The 25,965-nt window shown below is 69.8% G+C and carries 23 protein-coding genes; 7 read left to right on the top strand and 16 right to left on the bottom strand.

Translation table 11 applies throughout. The annotated features are described in order from the left end of the window. Positions 1-18: 18 nt before the first annotated feature. Positions 19-924, top strand: coding sequence for a thioredoxin (gene trxA / locus ACE3T5_RS07725; protein ID WP_374666170.1), 906 nt, complete (start codon positions 19-21; stop codon positions 922-924). Between the two features lie 67 nt (positions 925-991). Here the strand turns inward: trxA and ACE3T5_RS07720 are convergent, their stop codons facing one another. From ACE3T5_RS07720 to fba, 3 genes are all read right to left on the bottom strand, one after another. Beyond that, positions 992-1,426 (bottom strand): hypothetical protein, encoded by a 435-nt coding sequence (locus ACE3T5_RS07720; protein ID WP_374666168.1) that lies wholly within the window; start codon positions 1,424-1,426, stop codon positions 992-994. A 112-nt stretch (positions 1,427-1,538) separates the two neighbouring features. Beyond that, complete coding sequence (locus tag ACE3T5_RS07715; protein ID WP_374666166.1) at positions 1,539-2,447, bottom strand: phosphoribosylaminoimidazolesuccinocarboxamide synthase; 909 nt, start codon at positions 2,445-2,447, stop codon at positions 1,539-1,541. A 73-nt stretch (positions 2,448-2,520) separates the two neighbouring features. Then, positions 2,521-3,585, bottom strand: coding sequence for a class II fructose-bisphosphate aldolase (fba, locus tag ACE3T5_RS07710; protein WP_374666164.1), 1,065 nt, complete (start codon positions 3,583-3,585; stop codon positions 2,521-2,523). Positions 3,586-3,743: 158 nt separating this feature from the next. Here fba and ACE3T5_RS07705 point away from each other — a divergent pair, with 158 nt between their 5' ends. Continuing rightward, the gene (locus ACE3T5_RS07705) at positions 3,744-5,213 is read left to right on the top strand and encodes an 8-oxoguanine deaminase (RefSeq protein ID WP_374666162.1); all 1,470 of its coding nucleotides are present in this window, start codon (positions 3,744-3,746) and stop codon (positions 5,211-5,213) included. A gap of 42 nt (positions 5,214-5,255) precedes the next feature. Here the strand turns inward: ACE3T5_RS07705 and pyk are convergent, their stop codons facing one another. After that, positions 5,256-6,689: a pyruvate kinase gene (gene pyk / locus ACE3T5_RS07700; RefSeq protein ID WP_374666160.1), complete on the bottom strand. Its 1,434-nt coding sequence runs from the start codon at positions 6,687-6,689 to the stop codon at positions 5,256-5,258. Between the two features lie 134 nt (positions 6,690-6,823). Between pyk and ACE3T5_RS07695 the strand changes: the two genes are divergently transcribed. Continuing rightward, positions 6,824-7,915, top strand: coding sequence for a fatty acid desaturase (locus ACE3T5_RS07695; RefSeq protein ID WP_374666158.1), 1,092 nt, complete (start codon positions 6,824-6,826; stop codon positions 7,913-7,915). A 123-nt stretch (positions 7,916-8,038) separates the two neighbouring features. On the opposite strand, the gene ACE3T5_RS07690 is transcribed toward ACE3T5_RS07695, so the two are convergent. The 6 genes from ACE3T5_RS07690 to def all read right to left on the bottom strand — a co-directional run bounded on the left by ACE3T5_RS07690 (position 8,039) and on the right by def (position 12,386). After that, positions 8,039-9,232, bottom strand: a complete 1,194-nt coding sequence (locus tag ACE3T5_RS07690; protein WP_374666156.1) for a phosphoglycerate kinase — start codon at positions 9,230-9,232, stop codon at positions 8,039-8,041. A gap of 88 nt (positions 9,233-9,320) precedes the next feature. Continuing rightward, positions 9,321-9,659 carry an AzlD domain-containing protein gene (locus ACE3T5_RS07685; RefSeq protein ID WP_374666154.1) on the bottom strand — a complete coding sequence of 113 codons (339 nt, stop codon included), beginning with the start codon at positions 9,657-9,659 and terminating at the stop codon, positions 9,321-9,323. After that, positions 9,656-10,393 (bottom strand): AzlC family ABC transporter permease, encoded by a 738-nt coding sequence (locus ACE3T5_RS07680; protein ID WP_374666152.1) that lies wholly within the window; start codon positions 10,391-10,393, stop codon positions 9,656-9,658. Before ACE3T5_RS07680 ends, ACE3T5_RS07685 begins: the two co-directional genes overlap by 4 nt. A 12-nt stretch (positions 10,394-10,405) precedes the next feature. Beyond that, entirely contained in the window at positions 10,406-11,368 is a 963-nt protein-coding gene (fmt, locus tag ACE3T5_RS07675) for a methionyl-tRNA formyltransferase (RefSeq protein ID WP_374666149.1), read from the bottom strand. 9 nt (positions 11,369-11,377) lie between these two features. Beyond that, on the bottom strand, positions 11,378-11,863 hold the full coding sequence (locus ACE3T5_RS07670; RefSeq protein ID WP_374666147.1) for a hypothetical protein: 486 nt from the start codon (positions 11,861-11,863) through the stop codon (positions 11,378-11,380). Between the two features lie 10 nt (positions 11,864-11,873). Beyond that, positions 11,874-12,386 (bottom strand): peptide deformylase, encoded by a 513-nt coding sequence (def, locus tag ACE3T5_RS07665; RefSeq protein ID WP_374666145.1) that lies wholly within the window; start codon positions 12,384-12,386, stop codon positions 11,874-11,876. A gap of 165 nt (positions 12,387-12,551) precedes the next feature. On the opposite strand from def, the gene ACE3T5_RS07660 reads away from it, so the two are divergent. The 3 genes from ACE3T5_RS07660 to ACE3T5_RS07650 all read left to right on the top strand — a co-directional run bounded on the left by ACE3T5_RS07660 (position 12,552) and on the right by ACE3T5_RS07650 (position 15,443). Next, positions 12,552-13,754 carry a LysM peptidoglycan-binding domain-containing protein gene (locus ACE3T5_RS07660; protein WP_374666143.1) on the top strand — a complete coding sequence of 401 codons (1,203 nt, stop codon included), beginning with the start codon at positions 12,552-12,554 and terminating at the stop codon, positions 13,752-13,754. 19 nt (positions 13,755-13,773) lie between these two features. Continuing rightward, positions 13,774-14,895, top strand: coding sequence for a DNA-processing protein DprA (gene dprA / locus ACE3T5_RS07655; RefSeq protein WP_374666141.1), 1,122 nt, complete (start codon positions 13,774-13,776; stop codon positions 14,893-14,895). A gap of 65 nt (positions 14,896-14,960) precedes the next feature. Further along, entirely contained in the window at positions 14,961-15,443 is a 483-nt protein-coding gene (locus ACE3T5_RS07650; protein ID WP_374666139.1) for a DUF494 family protein, read from the top strand. 27 nt (positions 15,444-15,470) lie between these two features. On the opposite strand, the gene ACE3T5_RS07645 is transcribed toward ACE3T5_RS07650, so the two are convergent. The 5 genes from ACE3T5_RS07645 to ACE3T5_RS07625 all read right to left on the bottom strand — a co-directional run bounded on the left by ACE3T5_RS07645 (position 15,471) and on the right by ACE3T5_RS07625 (position 25,024). Further along, positions 15,471-18,113: a DUF1631 family protein gene (locus ACE3T5_RS07645; RefSeq protein WP_374666137.1), complete on the bottom strand. Its 2,643-nt coding sequence runs from the start codon at positions 18,111-18,113 to the stop codon at positions 15,471-15,473. Positions 18,114-18,123: 10 nt separating this feature from the next. Then, complete coding sequence (gene secF, locus ACE3T5_RS07640) at positions 18,124-19,077, bottom strand: protein translocase subunit SecF (protein ID WP_374666135.1); 954 nt, start codon at positions 19,075-19,077, stop codon at positions 18,124-18,126. Positions 19,078-19,091: 14 nt separating this feature from the next. Then, positions 19,092-20,975, bottom strand: coding sequence for a protein translocase subunit SecD (gene secD / locus ACE3T5_RS07635; RefSeq protein ID WP_374666133.1), 1,884 nt, complete (start codon positions 20,973-20,975; stop codon positions 19,092-19,094). Between the two features lie 41 nt (positions 20,976-21,016). Then, positions 21,017-21,346 carry a preprotein translocase subunit YajC gene (gene yajC, locus ACE3T5_RS07630; RefSeq protein WP_374666131.1) on the bottom strand — a complete coding sequence of 110 codons (330 nt, stop codon included), beginning with the start codon at positions 21,344-21,346 and terminating at the stop codon, positions 21,017-21,019. Positions 21,347-21,454: 108 nt separating this feature from the next. After that, complete coding sequence (locus ACE3T5_RS07625; RefSeq protein ID WP_374666129.1) at positions 21,455-25,024, bottom strand: indolepyruvate ferredoxin oxidoreductase family protein; 3,570 nt, start codon at positions 25,022-25,024, stop codon at positions 21,455-21,457. Positions 25,025-25,212: 188 nt separating this feature from the next. On the opposite strand from ACE3T5_RS07625, the gene ACE3T5_RS07620 reads away from it, so the two are divergent. Beyond that, the gene (locus ACE3T5_RS07620) at positions 25,213-25,689 is read left to right on the top strand and encodes an Lrp/AsnC family transcriptional regulator (protein WP_374666127.1); all 477 of its coding nucleotides are present in this window, start codon (positions 25,213-25,215) and stop codon (positions 25,687-25,689) included. Between the two features lie 12 nt (positions 25,690-25,701). Here ACE3T5_RS07620 and ACE3T5_RS07615 read toward each other — a convergent pair. Then, a partial coding sequence (locus tag ACE3T5_RS07615; protein WP_374666125.1) for a 3D domain-containing protein occupies positions 25,702-25,965 on the bottom strand: 264 nt, incomplete at its 5' end.

Raw genomic sequence — 25,965 nt, 5'->3', positions numbered from 1 at the left:
CAACCCGAGCTGCCCCCAATGATCGACGTCACCATCGAGAACTTTGAACAGGAGGTCATCGCCGCCTCCATGAGCCAGCCGGTGCTGGTGGACTTCTGGGCCGAGTGGTGCGGGCCCTGCAAGGCCATCGGCCCCATCCTGGAAAAGCTGGAGGTGGCGTATGGCGGCGCCTTCAAGCTCGCCAAGATCAACTCCGACGAGGAGCAGCAGCTCGCCGGCGCCTTCGGCATCCGCAGCATCCCGACCATCGTGCTGATGAAGAACGGCCAGCCGGTGGATGGCTTCATGGGCGCCCTGCCCGAGGGCAAGGTGCGCGAGTTCCTCGACAAGCACGTGCAGGCCCTGCCGCCCGAGGAGCCGGAGGAAGAACCCCTGCCCGCGGACGACCCCCTGGCCGACGACCCGCAGGCCAAGCTGGAGAAGCTGCAGCACGCGGTGGCCACCGACCCCTCCAACGACGATGCCCGCTGCGACTACGTGAAGGCGCTGCTGGCCGCCGGGCGCGAGGCAGAGGCCCGCCGCGCCTTCGAGCCGCTGGCGCCCAAGGCGGGCGTGGTCCGCAAGATCGACGCCCTGGCCCGCTGGCTGGACGCGCTGGACTTCGCGCGTGCGCAAGGTGATGGCGTGGTGGCGCTGGCCAACCGCGATGCGCGCATCGCCGCCAACCGCCGCGACTTCGAGGCCCGCCACGACCGTGCGCGCCTGCTGATGGCGCATGGCCAGTGGACCGCGGCCATGGACGAACTGCTGGAGATCCTGATGCGCGACAAGGCCTGGAGCGACGACCTCGCCCGCAAGACCTACATCGGCATCCTGGAAATCATCGAGCAGCCTCGCCCCAAGGTGGCCGAGGGCCAGATCCCCCCGGATGACCCCTTGGTGGCCACCTATCGCCGGCGCCTGTCGAGCGCGGTGCTGAGCTGAGCCCCCTGGCTGCCGCCTCGCGGCTGCAGCCTCTCCGCCCGCACCGGCTGCCCGGGCGCGGCGCCGATCAGCGCGTGAGCATGACCACGCGGTCTTCCGTCACCCGCACCTTCAGCTCCACCAGCGTGCCACCGGTGCGCAAGGGCGGCAGGGCCACGGCCTCCACCTCCACCAGACCCGCCGAGAGCGCCGGCACCGCAGCCTTGGGCGACGACGGCTCGTCGTCCGCGCGATGCAGCGGCTGACCGCCGCTGCACGCGGACAGCAGCGCCGGCTCGGCCAGGCGCGCCTGCCGCACCTGATCGAGCGCCGGCTTGCCACGCGCCGCGATCGGCTGGCCGTTGTCGCCCAGCAGCTGAATCCCTTCGAAGCGCGGTGCCCAGCGGCCGTCGTCGGACAGCCGTCCGGCGAGGATGCAGGTGGCGTCGGCGGGCGCCTGGGCGTGCGCCGCGACGCCAGTGGCCGCGAGCGCGAGGGCGATGAAAAGACGGTTGAAACGCATGTGTGACAGCTCCTATCCGGTTGAGTGATGCTCGCAGGATAGGCGCGGCCGGATCCCCCTGGGGCCGTTGTGAAGAAAGCTTCCGCGGGCGGGGATGAAGGCTCCGGGCCGCTCAGCCCGTCAGCCGCTCCAGCGCCTCGCGGTACTTCGCCGCCGTCTTGGTGATCACGTCCTTGGGCAGATGCGGCGCAGGTGGCGTCTTGTCCCAGGGCTTGCCGTCGATGCGCACCTGCTCCAGCCAGTCGCGCACGAACTGCTTGTCGTAGCTGGGCGGGTTGGCGCCGGCGGCGAAGGCAGCCTCGTAGCCTTCCACCGGCCAGTAGCGCGACGAATCGGGCGTGAGCACCTCGTCCATCAGCACCAGCGTGCCCTGCTCGTCCAGGCCGAACTCGAACTTGGTGTCGGCGATGATCAGGCCCTTGGTGAGCGCGAAGTCCGCCGCGGCCCGATAGATGGCGATGCTGGTGTCGCGGATCTTCGCCGCCAGCTCGCCGCCGACGACGGCCACCACCTGCTCGAACGAGATGTTCTCGTCATGCTCGCCCACCGCCGCCTTGGCCGCCGGCGTGAAGATTGGCGCCGGCAGCTTGCTGGCATTGCGCAGGCCCTCCGGCAGCGGCACGCCGCAGACCGCGCGGGTCTCCTGGTATTCCTTCCAGCCACTGCCGGCCAGGTAGCCGCGCACCACCGCCTCCACCGGGATCGGCTTCAGGCGCTTCACCAGCATGGAGCGGCCCTGCACCTGCGGCACCTCGGCCGGGGTGACCACGCTTTCCGGCGCGTCGCCGGTCAGGTGGTTCGGGCACAGGTGGCCCAGGCGGGCGAACCAGAACAGCGCCATCTGCGTGAGGATCTCGCCCTTGCCCGGGATCGGCTGGCCCATGATGACGTCGAAGGCGGAGAGTCGGTCGCTCGCCACCATCAGGATGCGGTCCGTGCCCACCGCGTAGTTGTCACGCACCTTGCCGCGCGCGAGCAGCGGCAGCGAGGTGAGGTTGGAGGTATGCAGGGCGGCGGACATGGGCGGTTCCAGACGGAAAAAAGGCCCGCTCGCGGCGGGCCCGGGGATTATCGCAAGGCGGCTGGCGCGGGCTTCAGTTCACCACCTGGGCGAGCTCGCCCTTGGCGTACTTGGCAGCCACGACCTGCAGGCTCTCGCCCTTGATCTTGCCGGCCTGGCCTTCGCAGCCGAACTCGATGTAGCGCTGCTTGCAGATCTGCTTGGCGGCCTCGCGCGCCGGCTTGAGCCACTCGCGGGCGTCGAACTTCTCGGGGTTCTCGGCCATGAACTTGCGCACCGCGCCGGTCATGGCCAGACGGATGTCGGTGTCGATGTTGATCTTGCGCACGCCGTACTTGATGGCGTGCTGGATCTCCTCCACCGGCACGCCATAGGTTTCCTTCATCTGGCCGCCGTACTGGCGGATGATGGCCAGCAGCTCCTGCGGCACGGAAGACGAGCCGTGCATCACCAGGTGCGTGTTGGGGATGCGGCGGTTGATTTCCTTGATGCGGTCGATGGCCAGGATGTCGCCGGTGGGCTTGCGGGTGAACTTGTAGGCGCCATGGCTGGTGCCGATGGCGATGGCCAGTGCGTCGAGCTGCGTGCGCTTGACGAAATCGGCAGCCTGCTCGGGGTCGGTCAGCAGCTGTTCGCGCGTCATGGTGGCGTCGGTGCCGTGGCCGTCTTCCTTGTCGCCCTTCATGGTCTCCAGGCTGCCCAGGCAGCCCAGCTCGCCCTCGACGGTGACGCCCAGCTTGTGCGCCATGTCCACCACCTTGCGGGTGACGTCCACGTTGTAGTCGTAGCTGGCGATGGTCTTGCCGTCGGCCTCCAGCGAGCCGTCCATCATGACGGAGGAGAAGCCCAGGTTGATGGCGCCCTGGCACACGTCGGGGCTCTGGCCGTGGTCCTGGTGCATCACCAGCGGGATGGACGGATAGGCCTCGATGGCGGCGGAGATCAGGTGCTTGATGAAGGCCTCGCCCGCGTACTTGCGCGCCCCGGCGCTGGCCTGCAGGATCACCGGCGCGCCGGTTTCCTTGGCAGCCTCCATCACGGCCTGCACCTGTTCGAGGTTGTTCACATTGAAGGCCGGAATGCCATAGCCGTTGGCGGCGGCATGGTCCAGCAGTTCGCGCATGGAGACGAGAGGCATGGTGGATCCTGGAGAGACGAAGAGAAGGGGGAAGGGGCGTGCCGGGAGTCGGCTGTAACCGCTTGGTAACTGCCTGAATTTTAGCCGGGGGGATTTCACCCACCTGACCGGCGGGTTGGCACCGATCCTGCTGGCGATCCCCAGGCATCATCCTGCCCATGTCCACCGCCGAACCCACCCTGCTGATCCGCCATGCCCGCGCCATCGCGACCTTCGACGATGACCGGCGTGAATGGCGCGATGCGTCCATCCTGATCCGCGGGAGTCTGATCGAGGCCGTAGGCCCCGCCGCGGACCTGCCCGCCACCGCGGACACGGTGATCGACGCGCGGGGCCACCTGGTCGTGCCCGGGCTGGTGAACACGCACCACCACATGTACCAGAGCCTGACGCGCGCGCTGCCTGGGGTGCAGGACGCCGAGCTGTTCGGCTGGCTGCGCGGCCTGTATCCGGTGTGGGCGGGCCTCACGCCCGAGATGGTGCACGTCTCGACCCAGGTGGCGATGGCGGAGCTGCTGCTCTCCGGCTGCACGACCAGCAGCGACCACCTGTACATCTACCCGAGCGGCCCGCAAGGCCGGGTGACGCTGGACGACAGCATCCGCGCCGCGCAGGCGATCGGCATGCGCTTCGTGGCCACACGGGGCAGCATGAGCGTGGGGGCCAGTGCCGGGGGGCTGCCGCCGGATTCGGTGGTGGAACGCGAAGACGCGATCCTCGCCGACAGCCAGCGGCTCATCGAGACCTGGCACGACCCGTCGCACGGCGCGATGGTGCGCATCGCGCTGGCGCCCTGCTCACCCTTCAGCGTGAGCCAGGACCTGATGCGCGAGACGGCAGCGCTGGCCCGCTCCTACGGTGCGCGCTTCGGCGCCCATGGCGTGCGCCTGCACACGCACCTGGCCGAGAACGACCACGACATCGCCTACAGCCGCGAGCGCTTCGGCTGCACACCGGCCCAGTACGCGCAGGGCCTCGGCTGGCTGGGCGACGACGTGTGGCATGCCCACTGCGTGAAGCTGGACGACGAAGGCCTTTCGCTGTTCGCGGCCAGCCGCACCGGGGTGGCCCACTGCCCCTGCAGCAACATGCGCCTGGCCAGCGGCATCGCGCCCGTGCGCCGCATGATGGATGCCGGCGTGCCGGTGGGCCTGGGTGTGGATGGCAGCGCCAGCAACGACGCCGCGCACATGGTCCACGAGGCGCGGCAGGCGATGCTGCTGGCGCGCGTGGGCCGGGCCCTGCAACCGCCGCAGGTGCACGAGGGCCGCCGCTTCTTCGGCTGTGACCTGGGTCCGGCGGAGATGACCGCGCGCGACGCGCTGGCGCTGGCCACGCGCGGCGGCGCCCAGGTGCTGGGCCGCGACGACGACATCGGGCGCATCGCGCCGGGCTGGTGCGCGGACCTGGCCTTGTTCCGCCTGGACACGCTGGCCATGGCCGGCGGCGCGGTGCATGACCCGGTGGCGGCGCTGCTGCTCTGCGCCAGCCCGCAGGCCGATCACGTGTTCGTGCACGGCCGGCAGGTGGTGCAAGACGGCCAGCTCACGACCGTAGATCTGGGCCCGCTGGTCGAGCGGCACAACCGGCTGGCGCTTGCACTGGCGGCGGACTGCCGCGCCTCGTAGGCCGGCGGTGGCGCGCAGCGAAACCCCAGCTGCCAGCCCGCCCTACTCCGCCCGGCAGATCTTCAGCATGTTGGTGCCGCCCGGCGCGCCCATGGGCTCGCCGCAGGTGATGGCGTAGATGTCGCCGGCGGAGAGAATGCCGCGCTGCTTGAGGTGCCCCTCGGCATCCGCCAGGGCCATGTCACGCTCGGCGTTCTGGTCCATCAGCAGAGGGCGCACGTTGCGGTACAGCGCCATCTTGCGCTGGGTGGCCAGCTTGGGGGTGAGCGCGTAGATCGGGATGTGGATGCGGTGCCGGCTCATCCACAGCGCGGTGGAGCCGGAATCGGTCAGCGCCACGATCGCCTTGCAGCCCAGGTGGTGCGCGGTGAACAGCGCGCCCATCGCGATGGACTGGTCGATGCGCGAGAAGGTCATGCCGCTGAAGTCGGCGTCGAGCATCACATCCTCGGCCATCTCGGCCTCGGCGCAGATGTTGGCCATCTCGCGCACCGTCTCCAGCGGGTAGCGGCCGGAGGCCGTCTCGGCGCTCAGCATCACGGCGTCGGTGCCGTCCAGCACCGCGTTCGCCACGTCGCTCACCTCCGCGCGGGTCGGCACGGGGTTGGTGATCATGGACTCCATCATCTGGGTGGCGGTGATCACCACGCGGTCATGCTGGCGGGCGAGCCGGATCATGCGCTTCTGCAGCGCCGGCACCGCCGCGTTGCCCACCTCCACCGCCAGGTCGCCGCGCGCGACCATGATGCCGTCGCTGGCCTTGAGGATGGATTCGAGGTTGGGGATGGCCTCGGCACGCTCGATCTTGGCGATCAGCCCCGGCTTGTGCCGGAACTCGGCGGCCGCCACGTTGCACAGCTGGCGCGCCATCTCCATGTCGGTGGCGGTCTTCGGGAAGCTCACGGCCACGTAGTCGGCCTGGAAGCTCATCGCGGTCCGGATGTCCTCCATGTCCTTCGCCGTGAGCGCCGGCGCCGTGAGGCCGCCGCCCAGCTTGTTGATGCCCTTGTTGTTGGACAGCTCGCCGCCCAGCACCACCGTGGTGTGGACCTGCTCGCCCTTGACCGCGTCCACCTGCAGCACCAGCAGGCCGTCGTTGAGCAGCAGGCGGTCGCCCGCCTTCACGTCGCGCGGCAGTTCCTTGTAGTCCAGGCCGACGCCGTCCACGTCGCCCAGCTCGGTGCGCGCGGCATCGAGCACGAAGGCGGCGCCGGGCTCCAGGTGCACCTTGCCTTCGGCAAAGCGGCCGACGCGGATCTTGGGGCCCTGCAGGTCCGCCATGATGGCCACCTCGCGCCCGGCCTTCTGGCTGACGGTGCGCACCAGGCGGGCGCGGTCGATGTGGTCCTGGGCCTTGCCGTGGCTGAAATTCAGGCGCACCACGTTCACGCCCGCGAGGATCATCTGCTCCAGCACGGCCGGGTCACTGGAAGCCGGGCCCAGGGTGGCGACGATCTTGGTGGCACGACGGGCCATGGTGCGGACTCCTTGTAATTAAGTTTCGGATTCTTGCATGAAGGCGTTACCGGCCCGGAACCGGACCGCAGGCGCCCCCGCCTTGATCCAGGTCAGTACGCAAGCTGTCATGAGTGTCTAGCATCATCGCCGCCATGTCTGCGTCCACCGCCCCCATCGACCCGTCCGCCCCGCTGCCGCACCGCAAGCTGATCCGCCAGTGGCTGGAGCCGCTGGCCTCCCGCGCCACGCTGTACCCGATTGTGCTGCTGCTGTTCGACTACGCGCTGCTCGCCGCCGCGCTCGCGGGCACGGTGCTCTTCGCCGCCGGGTGGCTCAAGCTGCTGTGCGGGCTGGCCGCCGGCTTCGTGATCGGCCGGCTGTTCATCATCGGCCATGACGCGTGCCACCAGAGCCTCACCCCGAACCGGCGGCTCAACCACTGGCTGGGCCGCATCGCCTTCCTGCCCTCCATCACCCCCTACAGCCTGTGGGAAGTCGGCCACAACGTGGTGCACCACGGCTACACCAACCTCAAGGGCTTTGACTTCGTCTGGGCCCCCTACACGGCGGAGGAGTTCGCGCGCCTCACGCCGATGCAGCAGCGCATGGACCGCCTCTACCGCAGCGGCTGGGCGCCGGGCCTCTACTACATGGTGGAGATCTGGTGGAAGCGCATGTTCTTCCCGAACACGAGCCACATGCCCACCCGCCGCCGCGTGTTCCTGCTGGACAACCTGCTGGTCTCGGCCTTCGGCCTGCTGTGGGCGGGTGCGCTCGTGGCCGCGGCCGTCGCCACCGGGCAGTCCGTCCTGCTGGTGCTGCTGACCGGCTTCGTGGTGCCGTTCCTGTTCTGGTGCGCGATGATCGGCTTCGTCGTCTACGTGCATCACACCCACACGGCGGTGAGCTGGCACGACGAACGCACGGCCTGGTCCAAGGCAAGCCCCTTCGTCTCGACCACGGTGCACCTGACGTTCCCGTTGTCCATCGGCGCCGTGCTGCATCACATCATGGAGCACACGGCCCACCATGTGGACATGAGCATCCCGCTGTACCGGCTGAAGAACGCGCAGTCTCTGCTGGAAGAGCGCCTGCCCGGCCGCATCGTGGTGCAGCCATTCTCGTGGCGCTGGTACTTCGAGACCGCGCGCGATTGCAAGCTGTACGACTTCGCGCGCCACTGCTGGACCGACTACGCGGGCCGGCCCACCAGCCCGGTTCGCACGGCGGCGGTCACCGGCTGAGGTTTTTCACCGCTCCCGGCCGCAAGGCGGGGAATCCAGGTTCATCAGGCCCTTGGCCTGGATCCCCGTCCTCGCGGCGGGGGCGGTCTTCCCTTCCGCCGCGCCCGCGGCGGAACGATCCCGTCAGGCCGCGGCGCGCTGCTGCAGGATCTCGAACGCGGGCAGGGTCTTGCCTTCCAGCACTTCCAGGAAGGCACCGCCGCCGGTGGAGATGTAGCCCACGTCCTTCTCGATGCCGTACTTGGCGATGGCCGCCAGCGTGTCGCCGCCGCCCGCGATGCTGAATGCATCGGAGCCGGCGATGGCGCGGGCGATCGCCTCCGTACCACCCGCGAAGGCGTCGAACTCGAACACGCCGACCGGCCCGTTCCACACGATGGTGCCCGCCTGGCGCAGCTGCGCCGCGAGGCGCGCCGCCGTCTGCGGGCCGATGTCGAGGATCAGGTCGTCCGCCGCCACGTCCGCGGCCGCCTTCACGGTGGCAGGCGCATCGGCGGCAAAGGTCTTGGCCACCACCACGTCGGTCGGAATCGGCACCTCGGCGCCGCGCGCCTTCATGGCGGCGATGACCGCGCGGGCCTGGCCCACCAGGTCGGGCTCGGCCAGCGACTTGCCGATCGGCAGGCCAGCGGCCAGCATGAAGGTGTTGGCGATGCCGCCCCCCACCACGAGCTGGTCGACGTTGTTGGCCAGGGATTGCAGGATGGTGAGCTTGGTCGACACCTTGGAACCCGCCACGATGGCCACCAGCGGCCGCTTCGGGTTGGCCAGCGCCTTGGAAATGGCGTCGATCTCCGCCGCCAGCAGCGGGCCGGCGCAGGCCGTCTTCGCGTACTGCGCGATGCCGTAGGTGGAGGCCTCGGCACGGTGCGCGGTGCCGAAGGCGTCGTGCACGAAGATGTCGCACAGCGCGGCCATCTTCTGCGCCAGCTCGGGGTTGTTCTTCTTCTCGCCCTTGTTCAGGCGGCAGTTCTCCAGCAGCACCACCTCACCGGGCTGCACGTCGACGCCGTTCACCCAGTCCGCCTTCAGCGGAACCGGGCGGCCCAGCAATTCGGACAGGCGGGCAGCCACGGGGGCGAGCGAGTCCTCGGGCTTGAATTCGCCTTCGGTCGGGCGCCCCAGGTGCGAGGTGACCATCACCGCCGCACCGCCGGCCAGGGCCATCTGGATGCAGGGCACCGAGGCGCGGATGCGCGTGTCCTCGGTGATGTGGCCCGCGTCGTCCTGCGGCACGTTCAGGTCGGCACGGATGAAGACGCGGCGGCCGCGGGCGAGACCCTGGTCGCAGAGATCGGAAAAGCGCAGGACTTTCATGATGAGGGGCGGTGGAGGGCGAAACCCGACATTCTAGAAAGCGCGGCTGCGCGCCCGCTGACGCCGCGCACGACAGTGATCGACGCGCCTACCAGCCCAGGCCCAGGTGCAGCGGCAGGTAGACCGCCATGCCGCCCAGCAGCGTGAGGAGCACGCTGCGCCGCCAGAAATAGAGCGCGGCACCGGTCGCCGTGGCGAACAGGCGTGCATCGGCCCAGGTCGCCACGAGGTGGCCCTGGGTCATCACCACCTCGGGCACCACCACGCCGGCCAGTGCGGCCACCGGTGCGTAGTGCAGGGCGCGATGGGCCCAGGCCGGCAGGCTCCAAGGCTTGTCCAGGATGAAGAAGAAGCAGCGCGTGAGCACCGTCACGGCGGCCAGGCCGACGATGACGCCCAATGTCCAGAGGTCCGTTTGGCCCGTCATCGCGTCGCCTCACGCGCGGCCGCCGGTAGCCGGCCTTCGAGCCAGAAGCAGGCGATCACCGCGATGGCGATCGCCACCACGATGTTCAGCTTGAGCGGCAGGGCGTAGGCCGCGACGGCGGCCGCCCCGGCCACCAGCATGGCCAGCACGCGAAGCGGCGAGTTGGCCAGCGAACACAGGATGCCCACCAGGCACAGCACGCCCGCGAAGCCCAGGCCCCACGAGGTGGGGATCAGGTTGCCGAGCGCCACACCGGCGAGGCTGGCACCCGTCCAGGCCCACCAGGTCATGCAGTAGTTGCCGGCGAGGTAGGCCTCCTGCTCGGCGCGGCCGGCGGCGTCTTCGGCCGGCTTCGGATGGCGCGCGGTGAACAGCGCATAGGTCATGTCGGCGGTCAGGAAGCCGTTGACCAACCGCCGCCAGCGCGGCATGTGCATCAGGTAGGGACGCAGGTGCAGGCTGAACACCACGAAGCGCAGGTTGACGCAGAAGGCCGTGGCCCAGATCACCCAGGCCGGTGCGCCGGCGATCAGCAGCGGGATCGCGGCGAGCTGCGCACTGCCGGCGTAGACGAACAGGGTCATCGCCACCGCCTCGATGGCGCTCATGCCCGACTTGACCATCGCCACGCCGGTCATCAGGCCCCAGGCCGCGATGCCCGGCGCGACCGGCGCGGAGGCGCGCAGGCCTTCGCGGAAACCGGGAGGCGTGCGGACGGACCGCAGGAAGAACACCGCGATGCCCCTTTACGCGAAGCGCGCGCCCGGCGCCAGGGCCAGGCCGCGCAGCAGGTCGGCCACCGGCAGGCGGCGCCCGCCGGGACGCTGCAGTTCGGTCAGACGAAGCACGCCGGCGCCGCAGGCCACGTCGATGCCCGTGGGCCCGGCCGCGACCACCGAGCCCGGGGGCGTCGCCTCCGGCGCAGCCGCCGCCACCACCGGCTGGGCCAGCCAGATCTTGAAGGTCTCGTCGTCCAGCCGGGCGGTGGCGCCCGGAGCCGGGTTCAGGGCGCGCACCTTGCGGGCGAGCACATCCGCTGGCTGCTGCCAGTCCAGCGCGGCTTCGGCCTTGTCGATCTTGTGCGCATAGGTCACGCCGGCTTCGGGTTGCTTCCGGGGTTGCAGCCGGCCTGCCTCGGCGAGTGTCAGTGCCTGCACGATCAGCCGGCCTCCCAGGGCCGCCAACGTGTCGTGCAGGCTGGCCGTGGTGTCCGTCGGCGCGATGGGCACCGCCTCCATCAGCAGCATGTCCCCGGTGTCGAGGCCCGCATCCATCTGCATGATGGTGATGCCGGTCTCGGCATCACCCGCCTCCACCGCGCGGTGGATGGGCGCCGCGCCGCGCCAGCGTGGCAGCAGCGAGGCGTGGATGTTCAGGCAACCCAGGCGCGGCGTGTCCAGCACCCATTGCGGCAGGATCAGCCCGTAGGCGGCGACCACCATCGCGTCGGCCTGGGCGGCCTCGATGGCGGCACGGGCCGCGGCAGCGTCTTCAGGGTAGCGCCCCTCCAGGCGCAGGGACCGCGGCTGCGCCACGGGCAGGCCGTGGGCCTCTGCGAACTGCTTCACGGGCGAAGGCTGCAGCTTCAGGCCCCGGCCGGCCGGGCGGTCCGGCTGGGTGAGGACGAGTGCCACCGTGTGGCCGGCGGCGTGCAGGCTCTGCAAGGCCACGCGGGCGAATTCGGGCGTGCCCGCGAAAAGGATGCGCATGGGAAGTCGTCAGTCGCGATCGGCGGGGCTGTTGGCGTGTTCCATGCCGGGATGCGCCCGGCGCACGACGCCCTGGGCGTCGAGATAGATCCAGTAGAACATGTCGCTGCCGTCCGTCCAGCGGTAGGTCAGCACGGGGCCCGGCCAGCTGGCGACGCGGTCCTCGCGGGCAGGCGGCCCGAAGGCGCGCAGCACGTCGGCACGCGTCCAGGCGTCCGGCTGGATGCGCGCGAAGTCCTCCGCCGTCAGCACCTGGCGCACCTGCACCAGGCGACCACCCGCATCCAGATCCACCATCACTGCGTGCTGGCCCATCGGCTGCCATGAATACTGCAGGCGTTGCCCGCCACCGGGCAGGGGCACCTCGGCCGTGGGCCGGCCGGCGCGGGCCAGCACCTCGTCGCGCGGGGTGCCGGGGGCCATGTCCAGCGCGTGCCAGGGGTTGGCACAACCAGCGACCAGGGCCGCCAGCGCCAGCCAGGCGAGGTGTCGCACGGTCGCGTCCTCAGGCCCGCTCGGCCTCTCGGCGGGCCTTGAGCATCTTGCCGCGGATGCGGTTGCGCTTGAGCGGCGAGAGGTATTCGACGAAGACCTTGCCCATGAGATGGTCCATCTCATGCTGGATGCACACCGCCAGCAGGCCCTCGGCCTCGATCTCGCGGGCCGTGCCGGCACGATCCTGTGCCCGCACCTTCACGGCACGGGCGCGCTCGACGCCGTCGTAGATGCCGGGCACCGACAGGCAGCCTTCGTCGCCGACCTGCGTCTCGGCACTGGCCCAGGTCAGCTCGGGGTTGATCAGCACCAGCGGCTGGTCCCGCTGCTCGGAGACATCGATGACGATGACGCGCTCATGCACGTCCACCTGGGTGGCGGCGAGGCCGATGCCCTCGGCGTCGTACATGGTCGCCAGCATGTCGTCCACCAGGGCGCGGACACGGTCGTCGACGGTGGCCACCGGGCGGGCCACGGTGTGCAGGCGCGGATCGGGATAGCGGAGGATGGGAAGCAAGGCCATGTGACGCAGTTGGGGGCGAGTGTCGCTATTTTCGCTACTTTTCGGTGCCCGACATCTGGACAAAGCCAATATTCATTGATCAATCAAGGGCTTGAGCGCAGAATCGCCAGTAACTTGTCAAGAGCGGACGATCCCATGATGGCGCATTCCAAGGCTTTCCCTGGCATGGCACACGTTACCGCGGCCGCCTGGGCGGTGGTCACGTTGGCCGCCAGCCTGGCGGCGGCGCCGGTGCAGGCGCAGAATTATCCAATCACGCCGGCCCAGCGGGCCACGGCCGAACAGGTGGCCGTGGGCGGCATCCCTCTGTCGGAGCTGGCGCCCGACGCACCCGACAACTACACCGTGAAGTCGGGCGATACGCTGTGGGGCATCTCCGGCATGTTCCTCAAGAGCCCGTGGCGCTGGCCCGAGCTGTGGGGCATGAACATGGAGCAGATCCGCAACCCGCACCGCATCTACCCCGGCCAGCAGCTCTACCTGGAAAAAGCGGACGGCTTGGCCCGGTTGCGCATGGGTCAGGCGCCCGTGGGCGCGCCCACGCAGACCGTGAAGGTCTCGCCGCGCACCCGCATCGCCGGCCTGCCCGACACCTCCATTCCCACGCTGCCGCCTGGCGCGATCGAGCCCTTCCTGGAAGAGGGCATCATCGTCGGCGAGGGCGAACTGGAAGCCGCGCCGCGCCTCGTGGCCGGCCAGGACAACCGCGTGCTGCTGACCCGCGGTGACCGCGCCTACGCCCGTGGCCGCAACGGCGCCCCGCTGGTCGAGCGCGACCCGCGCCAGATCGACGCCTACCGCGTGTTCCGCAATGCCCGCCCGCTGAAGGACCCCGGCACCGGCGCCGTGCTGGGCTACGAGGCGCAGTACCTGGGCGTGGCCGAGCTGGTGCGCAGCGAGTCCGTGCAGACGGTGAAGTCGCGCGAGGGCAAGGACGAACCGGTCACCGTGCCAGCCACGGTGGACATCGTGATGGCCAAGGAAGAGATGCGCGTCGGCGACCGCCTGATGCGTCAGCCTCCGCGCCAGCTCATGAGCTACGTGCCGCGTGCGCCCAAGGCCGACACGGCGGGGTCGATCATCTCGGTGTACGGCAATGCCGTGGCGCTGGCCGGCCAGAACTATGTCGTCGCCATCAACCGCGGCACGCAGGACGGCCTGGAGCCAGGCCACGTGCTGGCCATCCAGAAGGCCGGGCGCCGCGTGGTCGATCGCTCGCAGGCCAATGAGCGCACCGAGCTGAAGCTGCCCGACGAGCGCAACGGCGTCATGATGGTGTTCCGCACCTTCGACAAGGTGTCCTACGCGCTCGTGCTCGAGATCCTCGAGCCGATCTCCATCGGCGACCACTTCACCGCCCCGCGCTGAGGCGCGGCACCACCGCGCGATGGATCGCGACGAGCTCGCGGCGTGGCTGCGCCTCGCGCTCGTGCCTCGGCTCGGCCCGCAGGGCGCGCGCCAGCTGCTGGCGGCCTTCGGGCCGCCTGAGCGCATCTTCTCCCAGAGTCTGGCCGCACTGGCCGAGGTGCTGGGCCCGCGGCTGGCACCGGCCGTGCAGACCGGTCCGCCCGGCTTCGCCGAGCAGCTCGCGCACACGCTGGCCTGGCTCGAAGAGGACCCCGCGCACCGGGCCGTGACCCATCTGGCCGACACGGCCTACCCCGCCCTGCTGCTGCAGATCGAGGACCCGCCGCTGCTGCTGTACCGCATGGGCGCCCTCGACCTGCCCACCCAGCCTGCCGTGGCGGTGGTTGGCAGCCGCAACCCGACGCCCCAGGGCGCGCAAAACGCACGCGCCTTCGCACGATCACTGGCGGAGGCCGGCTTCACGGTGACGTCCGGCCTGGCGCTGGGCGTGGACGCCGCCGCCCATGAAGGCGCGCTCGTTGGGCGGCAGCCCGGCCGCGCCTGCACCGTGGCCGTGGTCGGCACCGGGCTCGACCGGGTCTACCCCAAGCAGAACCACGCACTCGCTCGATCCATTGCGGAACACGGCGTGCTCGTGAGCGAGTACCCACTGGGCACGCCACCCCTGGCGGAGAACTTCCCCCGCCGCAACCGGCTGATCGCGGGCCTGAGCCACGGCACGCTGGTCGTCGAGGCCGCGCTGCAATCCGGCTCGCTCATCACGGCGCGGCTGGCTTCGGAGCAGGGCCGTGAGGTCTTTGCCATCCCGGGTTCGATCCATTCCCCGCAGTCGAGGGGCTGCCACCAGCTGCTGCGGCAAGGCGCCAAGCTGGTGGAAAGCGCGCAGGACGTGCTGGAGGATCTGCGCGCCAGCGTACCGGGCAGCGGGGAAGCCGCCCTCGCCGAGGCCGCCACCCCCGCGGGGCACCCGGGTGATCCCCTGCTGGAGGCCATGGGCTTCGACCCGGTCGGGCTGGATGCCCTGCAGGCCCGCACGGGCTGGCCGACCGAGCAGCTGCAGGCCCGGCTGCTGGAGCTGGAGCTCGGCGGCCGGATCGGCCGCCTTCCGGGCGGGCAGTACCAGCGCACCGCCAGCGCCTGAGGCCTGCGCGCAACAGCCGCGCCAGGCGGCATGGCGACGGCACGGCGGTGGGCTATATTGGGCCCATGTATGAAGTGCTGGTGTTCCTCTATGAAAACTACTGGCGCTCGGATGCATGCCCCGAGCTGCATCAGCTGGAACGCAAGCTGAGCGCTCATGGCTTCGAGCCGGACGAGATCCATGACGCGCTGGTCTGGCTCGACGGCCTGAACACCGCGGCCGAAGGCATCCACCTCGGCGAGGTGGAGCCACCCCCCTGCGACCCGGTGGCCCATTCCGACAGCCTGCGCGTCTACTCCATCGCCGAGCAGGACCACCTGGGCGCCCAGTGCCTGGGCTTCATCAGCTTCCTCGAATCCGCCGGCGTGCTGCCGGCCCCCCTGCGCGAGATCGTCATCGACCGCGCCATGGCCGCGCCCGGCGACCCGGTGTCGCTGGATGCGCTGAAGATCATCGTGCTGATGGTGTACTGGCGCTTCGGCCACGAGCCCGACGCCCTGGTGCTCGACGAACTCTGCGACGACACGGACGGCCGGCTCGCGCACTGACCGCCGGCGCCCCGCGACGGCCGGGGCCTACTTCAGCAGCCGCTCGGGATTGGCGTCGAGCTTGGCCAGCGCCTGGCGCGTGGCCCGCACGGTGAGCGCCTCTTCCTCGGTGGGCACCAGCAGACCGGCCTGCAGGTACGAGGCCAGACGCCGCAATTGCACGATGTAGCTGCGGCCGTCCTGCGAAGCGAACAGGTGGAGCTGACCGCGCTCGCTCTTCCAGACGTACTGCACCTGGACGACCGAGCTGTTGTGATCCAGCGTGAACCAGGTGCCGGGCTGCAACTCGCGCGCCCAGCTCAGCATGGCGGCGGTGGGGTTGGAGCCGCCGGCACTGATGACCTCGATCATGCTGGCGTCGATGCCGAGCATGAGCTCGATGTTCTCCTTGTCCAGCGGCAGCTCCCCGGCGTCGTCCTCGCTGACGAAGTCCTCCAGGTTGGCCAGCCGCTTGGTCATCGACTCGATGCGGGCGTAGGGGATGGCCTCGGTCTTGGACATGAAGGCGTCGGCCAGCGTGTCGCCGATGACCTTGATGTGGAACTCCTGGTCCGACTGCTGCAGGCCCAGCAGCGTCATGCCGCGGCGAAGCCGCTCCAGCAGACCGGGCAGATCCTGGATGACCTTGGCGCGCTCCTGGCGGTTCGGCTTGGCGCTGGCGGCCCAGACCAGATCACCGGCGGACTTCTTGAGGGCCAGCGTCTCCTGGTGCTGGGGGCCGTGCTTCACGGCGGCCACGGCCAGCACCTCGGCCCAGACCTTGAACAGGAACTCGCGGATCTCGTCGCGCACCGGCACGTCGCTGAGCATCTTGCGCAGCTCGATGGTGTACTGGACCGCCATCGTCTCCTTCTGCTCGACCTGCTGCGCCACGCTCACCAGCTTCTGGGTGGCGCCCTTCTCGGTGAGGAACTTGGCCAGGAAACGCTGGAACTCCTCGTAGACGAGCTGGAACACGCGCCGGCCGGTCTCGGGGTACTGCTCGATGACCTGCACCACGCGCTTGATCTCCGTCTCCAGCGCGCTGCCCGAGATCGCGGCGGCGTCGAAGCCCAGCACACAGGAGCCCATGCGGTCGATGAGCTGGCGCGCCGGGTGCTCCAGGGATCCGAAGAACTCCGGCTCGGCCAGGGCGACGCGCAGCACCGGCATCTGCAGCCGGGCGAACCACACGCGCACGGCGGGCGGAATGCGCTCCTCGGCCAGGATGCTCTGGAACATGAGCGCGACGATCTCGATGGTGGCCTTCTCGGTCTGGGTGGAGGCCTTCTTCTTCAGGTCCTGGGTGCGCGCGCGAAGATCGTGCGCCACCTGCTCGACTGCATCATCGTCGAAGATGACGATGTCACCGGTGGCCAGTGCCTCCTGGGCACGGGTCTGCACCTGGGTCTGCACGTGCGTGGCGTGCATCGACATCGCCTCGGCCAGCGCCGGCGAGGGGTGCACCGCCCCCGCCTCGGTGCTGAAACCGGCGACCTTGTCGGTCAGCAGCCGCTTGAGCTGGCCCAGCACGCCGCTCGCTCGTGCGCGCGCCCTGGCCAGCGGGGAGGTGGCGGTCATCATCCGGGTTTCCTCGGCGACGCCGCCGTAGCCCGTGCCACTGCCGCCGCCCCCACCACCGCCACCACCCGCGACGCCGGAACGCGTTTCGCCGCCTTCGGCGCCGACGGGACCTCCGCGACCGGAGGACCAGCCCCCGCCACCACCGCCGGCCGCACCACCACTGCCCGCACTGCCGGCCGCGCTGCCACCGCCAGCGCCGCGGGCCTGACCGCCGCCGCCAGCAGCGCCACCCGAAGCGCCGTATCCACCGCCAGCGCTGCCGGCGCTGCCGCCCAGCCCGCCACCACCACTGCCCCCAAAGCCACCCGAGCCGCTCCCTGCGAACCCGCCAGCCCCGCCCCCGCCGGCCCCACCCGCGCCCCCTCCCCCGGCGCCGGCCGAGCCGGCGCCAGAAACGGGGGCGAAAGAGGAGCTGGCCCCTTCGGAGGCCGGCGCGCCGGCGGGTCGCGGGGCACCTGCCGCCGGACGCCGCACGCGAGAGCTGAGGTTGATCTCGGGGAGCACACCGCGCTCGACCAGGAAGGCGTTGGCGGCGTTGTAGCCTTCCAGGGCCTTGGGCACGATGTTGCCCTGGATCACGTCCTTGACGGAGGTCCAGACCTCGCGGTCCAGGCCCGCCATCGTCCATTGCTCGACCAGGGCCAGGCACAGGGCCTCGGGCCGGAGGATGTCTTCGGAGGCGAGGTCGTCGCCGCCTTCGAGGTGGGTGACCCGCAGCTTCAGGTCATTCAGGTCCCACATGCCCTTTTCCTGGATCGCCATCGCCAGGCGGGACGACAGGATCTTGTTCTCCACCACGTCGTCGCCCATCAGGGCCATGCTGCCCAGTTCCATCCGCACCTTGGCGGTGGCGGTGGCAGGCAGCAGGGCCCGACGCCAGGCCTTCGCCGTGCCGTCGGCCCAGCGCGCGGCGTGTCGCTCGTAGGTGACCAGGTTGTCCCGCCGCACCTGCATCTCGCGGCTGCTCTGGGCGCTGGAGAGCTGCTCGGACAGGGCCGTGCGCAGCGCCTCGGTCATCGGCCCCAGCACGCCTTCCATGTGCGCCACGAAGCGCTCGCGCGCCTGCCGCGCGAGAGGCGCCGCGGACAGGGGGGGCGAGCTGCTCATGGCGATGGGGTCAGACGGTGGCGCCGGCGTTGGGGTCGTTCGGGTCGCCCTCGCGCTTCGGCGCGGCGCGGATCAGGTCCTCGCGCTTGATGCCGAGCCACATGGCGATGGCCGCGGCGACGAACACCGAGGAATAGATGCCGAACAGGATGCCGATGGTGAGGGCCAAGGCGAAATAGTGCAACGTGGCGCCGCCGAACAACAACATCGACAGCACCATGATCTGGGTGGAACCGTGGGTGATGATGGTACGGCTGATCGTCGACGTGATGGCGTTGTCGATTGTCTCCACCGTGCTCATCTTGCGGTAGCGACGGAAATTCTCGCGGATCCGGTCGAAGATGACCACGGATTCGTTCACCGAATAGCCCAGCACCGCCAGCACCGCCGCCAGCACCGCCAGCGAGAACTCCCACTGGAAAAAGGCGAAGAAGCCCAGGATGATCACCACGTCGTGCAGGTTGGCGAAGATGGCGGCCACGGCGAACTTCCACTCGAAGCGGATCGCCAGGTAGATCATGATGCCCACCACCACCATGGCCAGCGCCTTCATGCCGTCGACGGCGAGTTCCTCGCCCACCTGCGGTCCGACGAACTCGGTGCGCTTGAGGGTGACCGTGGGGTCCCCCGTGCGCAAGGCGGCCAGCGTGCGCTCACTCTGCTGGGCGGACGTCACACCCTTCTGGGCCGGCAGGCGGATCAGCACGTCGCGCGCGGTGCCGAAGTTCTGCACCTGCACGTCGGTGTAGCCGAGGCTGGAGACGGTGCGACGGATCGATTCGACATCGGCCGGCTGGGCGTACTGCACCTGCATGACGGTGCCGCCGGTGAACTCGACCGACAGGTGCAGGCCGCGCGTGGCGAGGAAGAACACCGCCGCCACGAAGGTGAGAATCGAGATCGCGTTGAATATCAGCGCGTGCCGCATGAACGGAATGTCGCGCCGGATCTTGAAGAACTCCATGAACTGCCCGTCCCTTATTCCGGCTTGGTTATAGCGCCATCCGCGCCCGGCCGCCAGACCGTGCCGATGGAAACCGACTTCAGCTTCTTCTGCCGGCCGTACCAGAGGTTCACCAGGCCGCGCGAGAAGAACACGGCGGAGAACATCGAGGTCAGGATGCCGATGCAGTGCACGACGGCGAACCCGCGCACCGGGCCCGAGCCGAACGCCAGCAGCGCCAGACCGGCGATCAGCGTGGTCACGTTCGAGTCCAGGATGGTCGCCCAGGCACGGTCATAACCGGCGTTGATGGCCGCCTGCGGCGAGGCGCCGTTGCGCAACTCCTCTCGCACGCGCTCGTTGATCAGCACGTTGGAGTCGATCGCCATGCCCAGCGCCAGCGCCATGGCGGCCATGCCGGGCAGCGTGAGCGTGGCCTGCAGCATGGACAGGATGGCCACCAGCAGCAGCAGGTTCACCCCCAGCGCGATGCTGGAGAACACGCCGAACAGCATGTAGTACACGGCCATGAAGGCGCAGATCGCCGCGAAACCCCAGGCCACGCTCTGGAAGCCGCGCTTGATGTTGTCCGCGCCCAACGACGGGCCGATGGTCAGCTCCTCGATGATCTCCATCGGCGCGGCCAGCGAGCCGGCACGCAGCAGCAGCGCCACGTCATTCGCCTCGGTGGTGGTCATGCGGCCGGAGATCTGCACCCGGCCGCCGCCGATCTCGGTGCGGATCACGGGGGCGGTGACGACCTCGCCCTTGCCCTTCTCGAACAGCAGGATGGCCATGCGCTTGCCCACGTTCTCCCGCGTCACGTCACGGAAGATGCGGGCGCCCTTGGCGTCCAGCGTCAGGTGGACGGCGGGCTCCTGCGTCTGGCTGTCGAAGCCGGCCTGCGCGTCGGTCAGGTTCTCGCCGGTCAGGATGACCTGGCGCTTCAGGATCAGCGGCGCGCCGCCGCGCTCCACGTAGCGCTCGGTGCCGAAGGGCACCGGCCCGGTGCCGTTGGCAGCTGCGGCGGCCTCGGTCGACTCGTCGACCAGGCGCACCTCCAGTGTGGCGGTGCGGCCCAGGATGTCCTTGGCCTTGGCGGTGTCCTGCACACCAGGCAGTTGCACCACGATGCGGTCGACGCCCTGCTGCTGGATCACGGGCTCGGCCACGCCGAGCTCGTTGATGCGGTTGTGCAGGGTCACCATGTTCTGCTTGAGCGCCTGCTCCTGCACCAGGCGCGCAGCCTCGGGTTTCAGGCTGCCGGTGATGCGCGTGACGTCGGCCTCAGCGGCCTCGACCAGCACCCAGTCCGGGAACTGCTCGGCGATCAGCTTGCGGCCGTCGGCCAGGGACTTCGGCTCGCGGAAGCGCACCTCGACGGACTGGCCGTTGCGGCTGATGCCGGCGTGGCGGATGTTCTTCTCGCGCAGCACCGTGCGCAGGTCGCCGGTGAACGACTCCGCCTTCTTGGCCAGGGCCGCCTGCATGTCCACCTGCAGCATGAAGTGCACGCCGCCGCGCAGGTCCAGGCCCAGGTACATGGGCGCGGCGTGCAGGCTGGACAGCCAGGAGGGCGTGGCCGACAGCAGGTTCAGCGCGACCACGTAGGACGGGTCCGCCGGATCGGGCACCAGGGCGCGCTGGATGGCGTCCTTGGCCTTGAGCTGCTCGTCGGTGTTGGAGAAGCGGGCCTTCACCGACGTGGCGTCACGAACGATGGACTGGGGCTTCAGGCTGGCCTGGGCCAGCGCCTGCTCGACCCGTGCCAGCGTGCCGGCGTCCACGCGCACGCTGGCCTTGCCAGGCGACACCTGGACCGCGGGGTCCTCGCCGAAGAAGTTGGGCAGGGTGTAGAGCACCCCGATGAGCAACGCGACCAGCAAGGTCGCGTACTTCCAGATTGGATATCGGTTCATCGGCAGGGCGCCCCGCGCGCATGCGCGGCCGCGCCGTCCCCTCAGTTCTTGATGGTTCCCTTGGGCAGCACCTGCACGACCGCGGTACGCTGCAGCTGCACCTCGACGCCGGTGGCGAGCTCGACGCTGATGTAGACGTCACCCAGCTTGCTGACCTTGCCCAGCAGGCCGCCGGCAGTGGCGACCTCGTCGCCCTTGGCGAGCGCGTCGATCATGGCGCGATGCTCCTTCTGCCGCTTCATCTGGGGGCGGATCATCACGAAATAAAGCACCACGAACATCAACACCAGCGGCAGCAGGCTCATGAACGACGACTGCGCGTCGCCGCCGGCGGCTGGCGCCGCTTGGGCGTAGGCGGTAGAAATCAGCACGGTGACTCCAGGGCTCGAAGGCCGAAGCGAGAAAGGAACGCCCGCAGCAATTCCGGCACGGCGGCCGCGCCGGTGCCACGGGATGAACCGGCGATTGTATGCGGCGCCTCAGGCGGCGCGCTGGATGCCCCCGGTACCCCCGCGCCACTGCTGCTGAAGCTGGGTCCAGCGGGTGCGCACCGCCGCCAGGTGACGCGCCTTGACATGCCCGAAGCCGCGGATCTGCTCCGGCAGGCGGGCGATCTCCACCGCCAGGGCATGCCGGTCGGCATCCAGCGTGCCCAGCAGTTCCTGCACCGTCTGCCGGTACTCGCCGATCAGGGCGCGCTCGGTGCGGCGCTCCTCGCTGCGGCCGAACACGTCCAGCGCCGTGCCGCGCAGGCCCTTCAGGCGCGCCAGCAGGCGGAACAGGTGGATGGTGCCGGGGCCGAACTTTTGCTTGACCAGCTCGCCGCGCTCGTTGTGCTTCGCCGTCAGGGGCGGCGCCAGGTGGTAGTGGATGCGGAAGTCGCCCTCGAACTGCTCGGCGACCCGCTCGCGGAAGCCGCTCTCGGCGTGCAGGCGGGCGACCTCGTATTCGTCCTTGTAGGCCATCAGCTTGAACAGGTTGCGCGCCACGGCCTCGGCCAGGGTGGTGCGGCCCAGCGGCGCCTCGGCGGCGCGGACCTGCTCGACGAACGCGCGGTAGCCCTCGGCATACGCAGCGTCCTGGTAGGCGGTGAGGAACTCGACGCGGCGCGCGACGATGGATTCCAGCGTCTCGCGCGGCTTGAAGGTGATGACCTGCGCCGGCGCGAACTGGGCGCGCACCCGCGCGGCGTCGTGGGCGGCCTGCCGGCCCCATTCGAACGCCGTCTTGTTGGCTTCCACCGCCACGCCATTGAGCTCGATGGCGCGCAGGATGGAGGCGCGCGCCAGCGGCACCCAGCCCTTCTGCCAGGCGAAGCCCAGCATCATGGGGTTGGTGAAGATGTTGTCGCCCATCAGCTTGGCGGCGGCCGTGTCGGCGTCGAAGGCGGCCACCGCCTCCGGGCCGACGGCCTTGGCGATCTCGGCGACGCAGGCCTCGGACGGATCCGCCCAGTTGGCGTTGCGCACGAAGGCGGCGGTGGGCGCGGCATGGCCGTTCAGCGCCACGCGCGTGCGGCCGGCACGCATGCGCAGCACGGTCTCCTTGCCGCCGGTGACGATAGGGTCGCAGCCGATGATGAGGTCGGCCGCCGCCATGCTCACGCGCGTGGTGCGGATCGCCTCCTGGCTGTCGGCGATCAGCACGTGGCTCCAGGTGGCGCCACCCTTCTGCGCCAGGCCGGCGGCGTCCTGGGTGACGATGCCCTTGCCTTCCATGTGGGCGGCCATGCCGAGCAGCTGGCCGATGGTGATGACGCCGGTCCCGCCGACACCCGCCACGACGATGCCAAAGGCGCCGCCGGCCGTGGACGGCACGGTCGGCTCGGGCAGCTCGCCCAGCTGCGCCGGGCTCACCGCGGCCTGCGCCTTGGCCTTCTTCTTCAGGCTGCCGCCTTCCACCGTGACGAAGCTGGGGCAGAAGCCCTTGAGGCAGCTCGTGTCCTTGTTGCAGGTGCTCTGGTTGATGGTGCGCTTGCGGCCGAACTCGGTCTCCAGCGGCTCCACCGACAGGCAGTTGGACTGCACGCCGCAATCACCGCAGCCCTCGCAGACCAGGTCATTGATCATGACCCGCACCGCCGGATCGACCATCGTGCCGCGCTTGCGGCGACGCCGCTTCTCGGTGGCGCAGGTCTGGTCGTACAGGATGACCGTGGTGCCCTTGATCTCGCGGAACTCGCGCTGGGTGCGGTCCAGCTCGTCGCGGTGGCGCACCTCGATGCCGGGCGGCAAGGCCGCGCCGCGGTACTTCTGCGGCTCGTCGGTGACCACGGTGAGCTTGCGCACGCCCTCGGCCACCAGGCTGTGCGCGATCTGCAGCACCGAGTGGCCCTCGGGCCGCTCGCCCACCTGCTGGCCGCCGGTCATGGCGACCGCGTCGTTGTAGAGCAGCTTGTAGGTGATGTTGACGCCCGCCGCGATGGATTGCCGGATCGCCAGCGAGCCGCTGTGGAAGTAGGTGCCGTCGCCCAGGTTGGCGAACACGTGCTGCTCGGTCGAGAACGGCTGCTGGCCGACCCACGGCACGCCCTCGCCGCCCATCTGGGTGAAGCCGACGGTGGAGCGGTCCATCCACGTGGCCATGAAGTGGCAGCCGATGCCGGCCATCGCACGTGAGCCCTCGGGCACCACGGTGGAGGTGTTGTGCGGGCAGCCCGAGCAGAACCAGGGCATGCGGTCGGCCTTGACCTCGACGACCTGCATCGCCTGCTCCTTGGCCTGCAGGATCGCGAGCTGCGCGTCCAGACGGGCGGCGATGTCGGCGTCCAGGCCCATCTTCTTCAGGCGCCGGGCGATGGCGCGGGCGATGAGCGCCGGCGACAGGTCGGCATTGGCGCGCAGCAGGGTGTGGGAGGTCGGGTTGGGCAACGACCATTCGCCGCCGGAATAGTCACCCTCCTGCTCCTCGAACTTGCCCAGCACGTTGGGCCGCACGTCGGGCCGCCAGTTGTAGAGCTCCTCCTTCAGCTGGTACTCGATGACCTGGCGCTTCTCTTCCACCACCAGGATCTCGCGCAGGCCCTGGGCGAACTCGCGCGTGATCTGCGCCTCCAGCGGCCAGACCACCGCCACCTTGTGCAGGCGGATGCCGAGGCGGCGGCAGGTGTCGTCGTCCAGGCCCAGGTCCAGCAGGGCCTGCCGGGTGTCGTTGAAGGCCTTGCCGCTGGCGATGATGCCCAGCCGGTCGTTCGGGCCTTCGATCACGTTGTGATTCAGCCGGTTGGCGCGGATGTAGGCCAGCGCGGCATACCACTTGTAGTCGAACAGGCGCGCCTCCTGGTCCAGCGCGTGGTCGGGCCAGCGGATGTGCACGCCGCCAGGCGGCATCTGGAAATCCTGCGGGATGACGATCTGCACCCGCTCCGGATCGATCATCGCGGTGGCGCTCGACTCCACGATCTCCTGGATGGTCTTCATGCCGGCCCAGACGCCGGCGTAGCGGCTCATGGCGAACGCGTGCAGGCCCAGATCCAGGATCTCCTGCACCGTCGCCGGGAAGAACACCGGCAGGCCGCAGGCCTTGAAGATGTGGTCGCTCTGGTGGGCCGCGGTGGAGCTCTTGGCCACGTGGTCGTCGCCGGCCACCGCGATCACGCCGCCCCAGGGGGTGGTGCCGGCCATGTTGGCGTGCTTGAACACATCGGAGCAGCGGTCCACGCCCGGGCCCTTGCCGTACCAGATGCCGAACACGCCGTCGAACTTGTGCGTGGCCTGCGGGGTGAAGCCGAGCTGCTGGGTGCCCCATAGCGCGGTGGCGGCCAGCTCCTCGTTCACACCGGGCTGGAAGACGATGTTCTGCGCCTGCAGGTACTTCTTGGCCTTCCACAGGGCCTGGTCATAGCCGCCGAGCGGGGAGCCGCGGTAGCCGCTGACGAACCCCGCCGTGTTCTTGCCGGCCAGCGCGTCACGTTGGCGCTGCAGCATGGGCAGTTTCACCAGCGCCTGCACGCCGCTCATGAACGCGCGGCCGTAGTCCAGCGCGTACTTGTCGTCGAGGGTGACGGTCTCCAGCGCGCGGCGGATGTGTTCGGGCAGGGGTGCGTTCATGACGGATCGGTCTCCAGTGCGGGCGAGGGGGCGCAGCCTTGTGGGCACGCGGCAGAAGGAGGCGGCGCCCGGGTAGGGCGATGTCTCCACATAGCTGCGCAGTGTAGGCCGGGCGTCTGGATATGTCTTTGCTTTTTGTGCCCGAATAGGCCTAGGATGAGCAACATCCTTTCCTTTTCAGGGCCACCATGACCAAGCTGGACCGGTACGACCTGCAGATCCTGGCCGAACTGCAGGCCGACGCGCGCCTGACCAACGCCGAACTCGCGCAGCGCGTGGGCCTGTCGGCCGCCCCCTGCTGGCGCCGGGTGCGGGCGCTGGAGGAGGCGGGCTACATCAAGGGCTATCACGCCGAGATCGACCGCCACAAGATCGGGCTGGGCGTGCTGGCCTTCGTGCGGGTGGATGCGGACAAGAACACCGGCGAGCGCACGCGGGAGATGGAGGAGGCGATCCGCCGCATCCCGGAGATCGTCTCCTGCCACTACATCAGCGGCGCCGGCACCTTCGAGCTGCAGGTGGTGACGCCCGACCTGGAGGCGTTCTCGCAGCTCGCCCGCAAGGTGCTGATCAACCTGCCGAACGTGAAGGACCTGCACACCAGCTTCTCGCTGGGCGAGGTGAAGGCCGGCGCGAGCTGGCCGCTGGGCCACCTGGCGCGCTGAGCCATCCGTGCGTCAGGGCTGCCGGGGCCACAGGACCCACAGCGCCAGCGGCTGCTTGAGCCGCCCGGCGATCTCCCCCGCCGCATCGCCCCAGCCCACGAAGTAGTCGGCCCGCACCGCGCCGACGATGGCACTGCCGGTGTCCTGCGCCATCACCAGCCGCTGCAGCGAGACGACCGGCCCGGCGGACACCAGCCAGACCGGGGTACCGTAGGGAATGCTCTCGCGATCCACCGCGATCGAGCGGCCCGGCGTGAGCGGCACACCCTGCGCGCC

Source organism: Ramlibacter sp., from assembly GCF_041916345.1.
GTDB lineage: Bacteria > Pseudomonadota > Gammaproteobacteria > Burkholderiales > Burkholderiaceae_C > Ramlibacter.
Note: the sequence above shows the minus strand (reverse complement) of the source record. Positions and strands in the feature narration are given on the sequence as shown.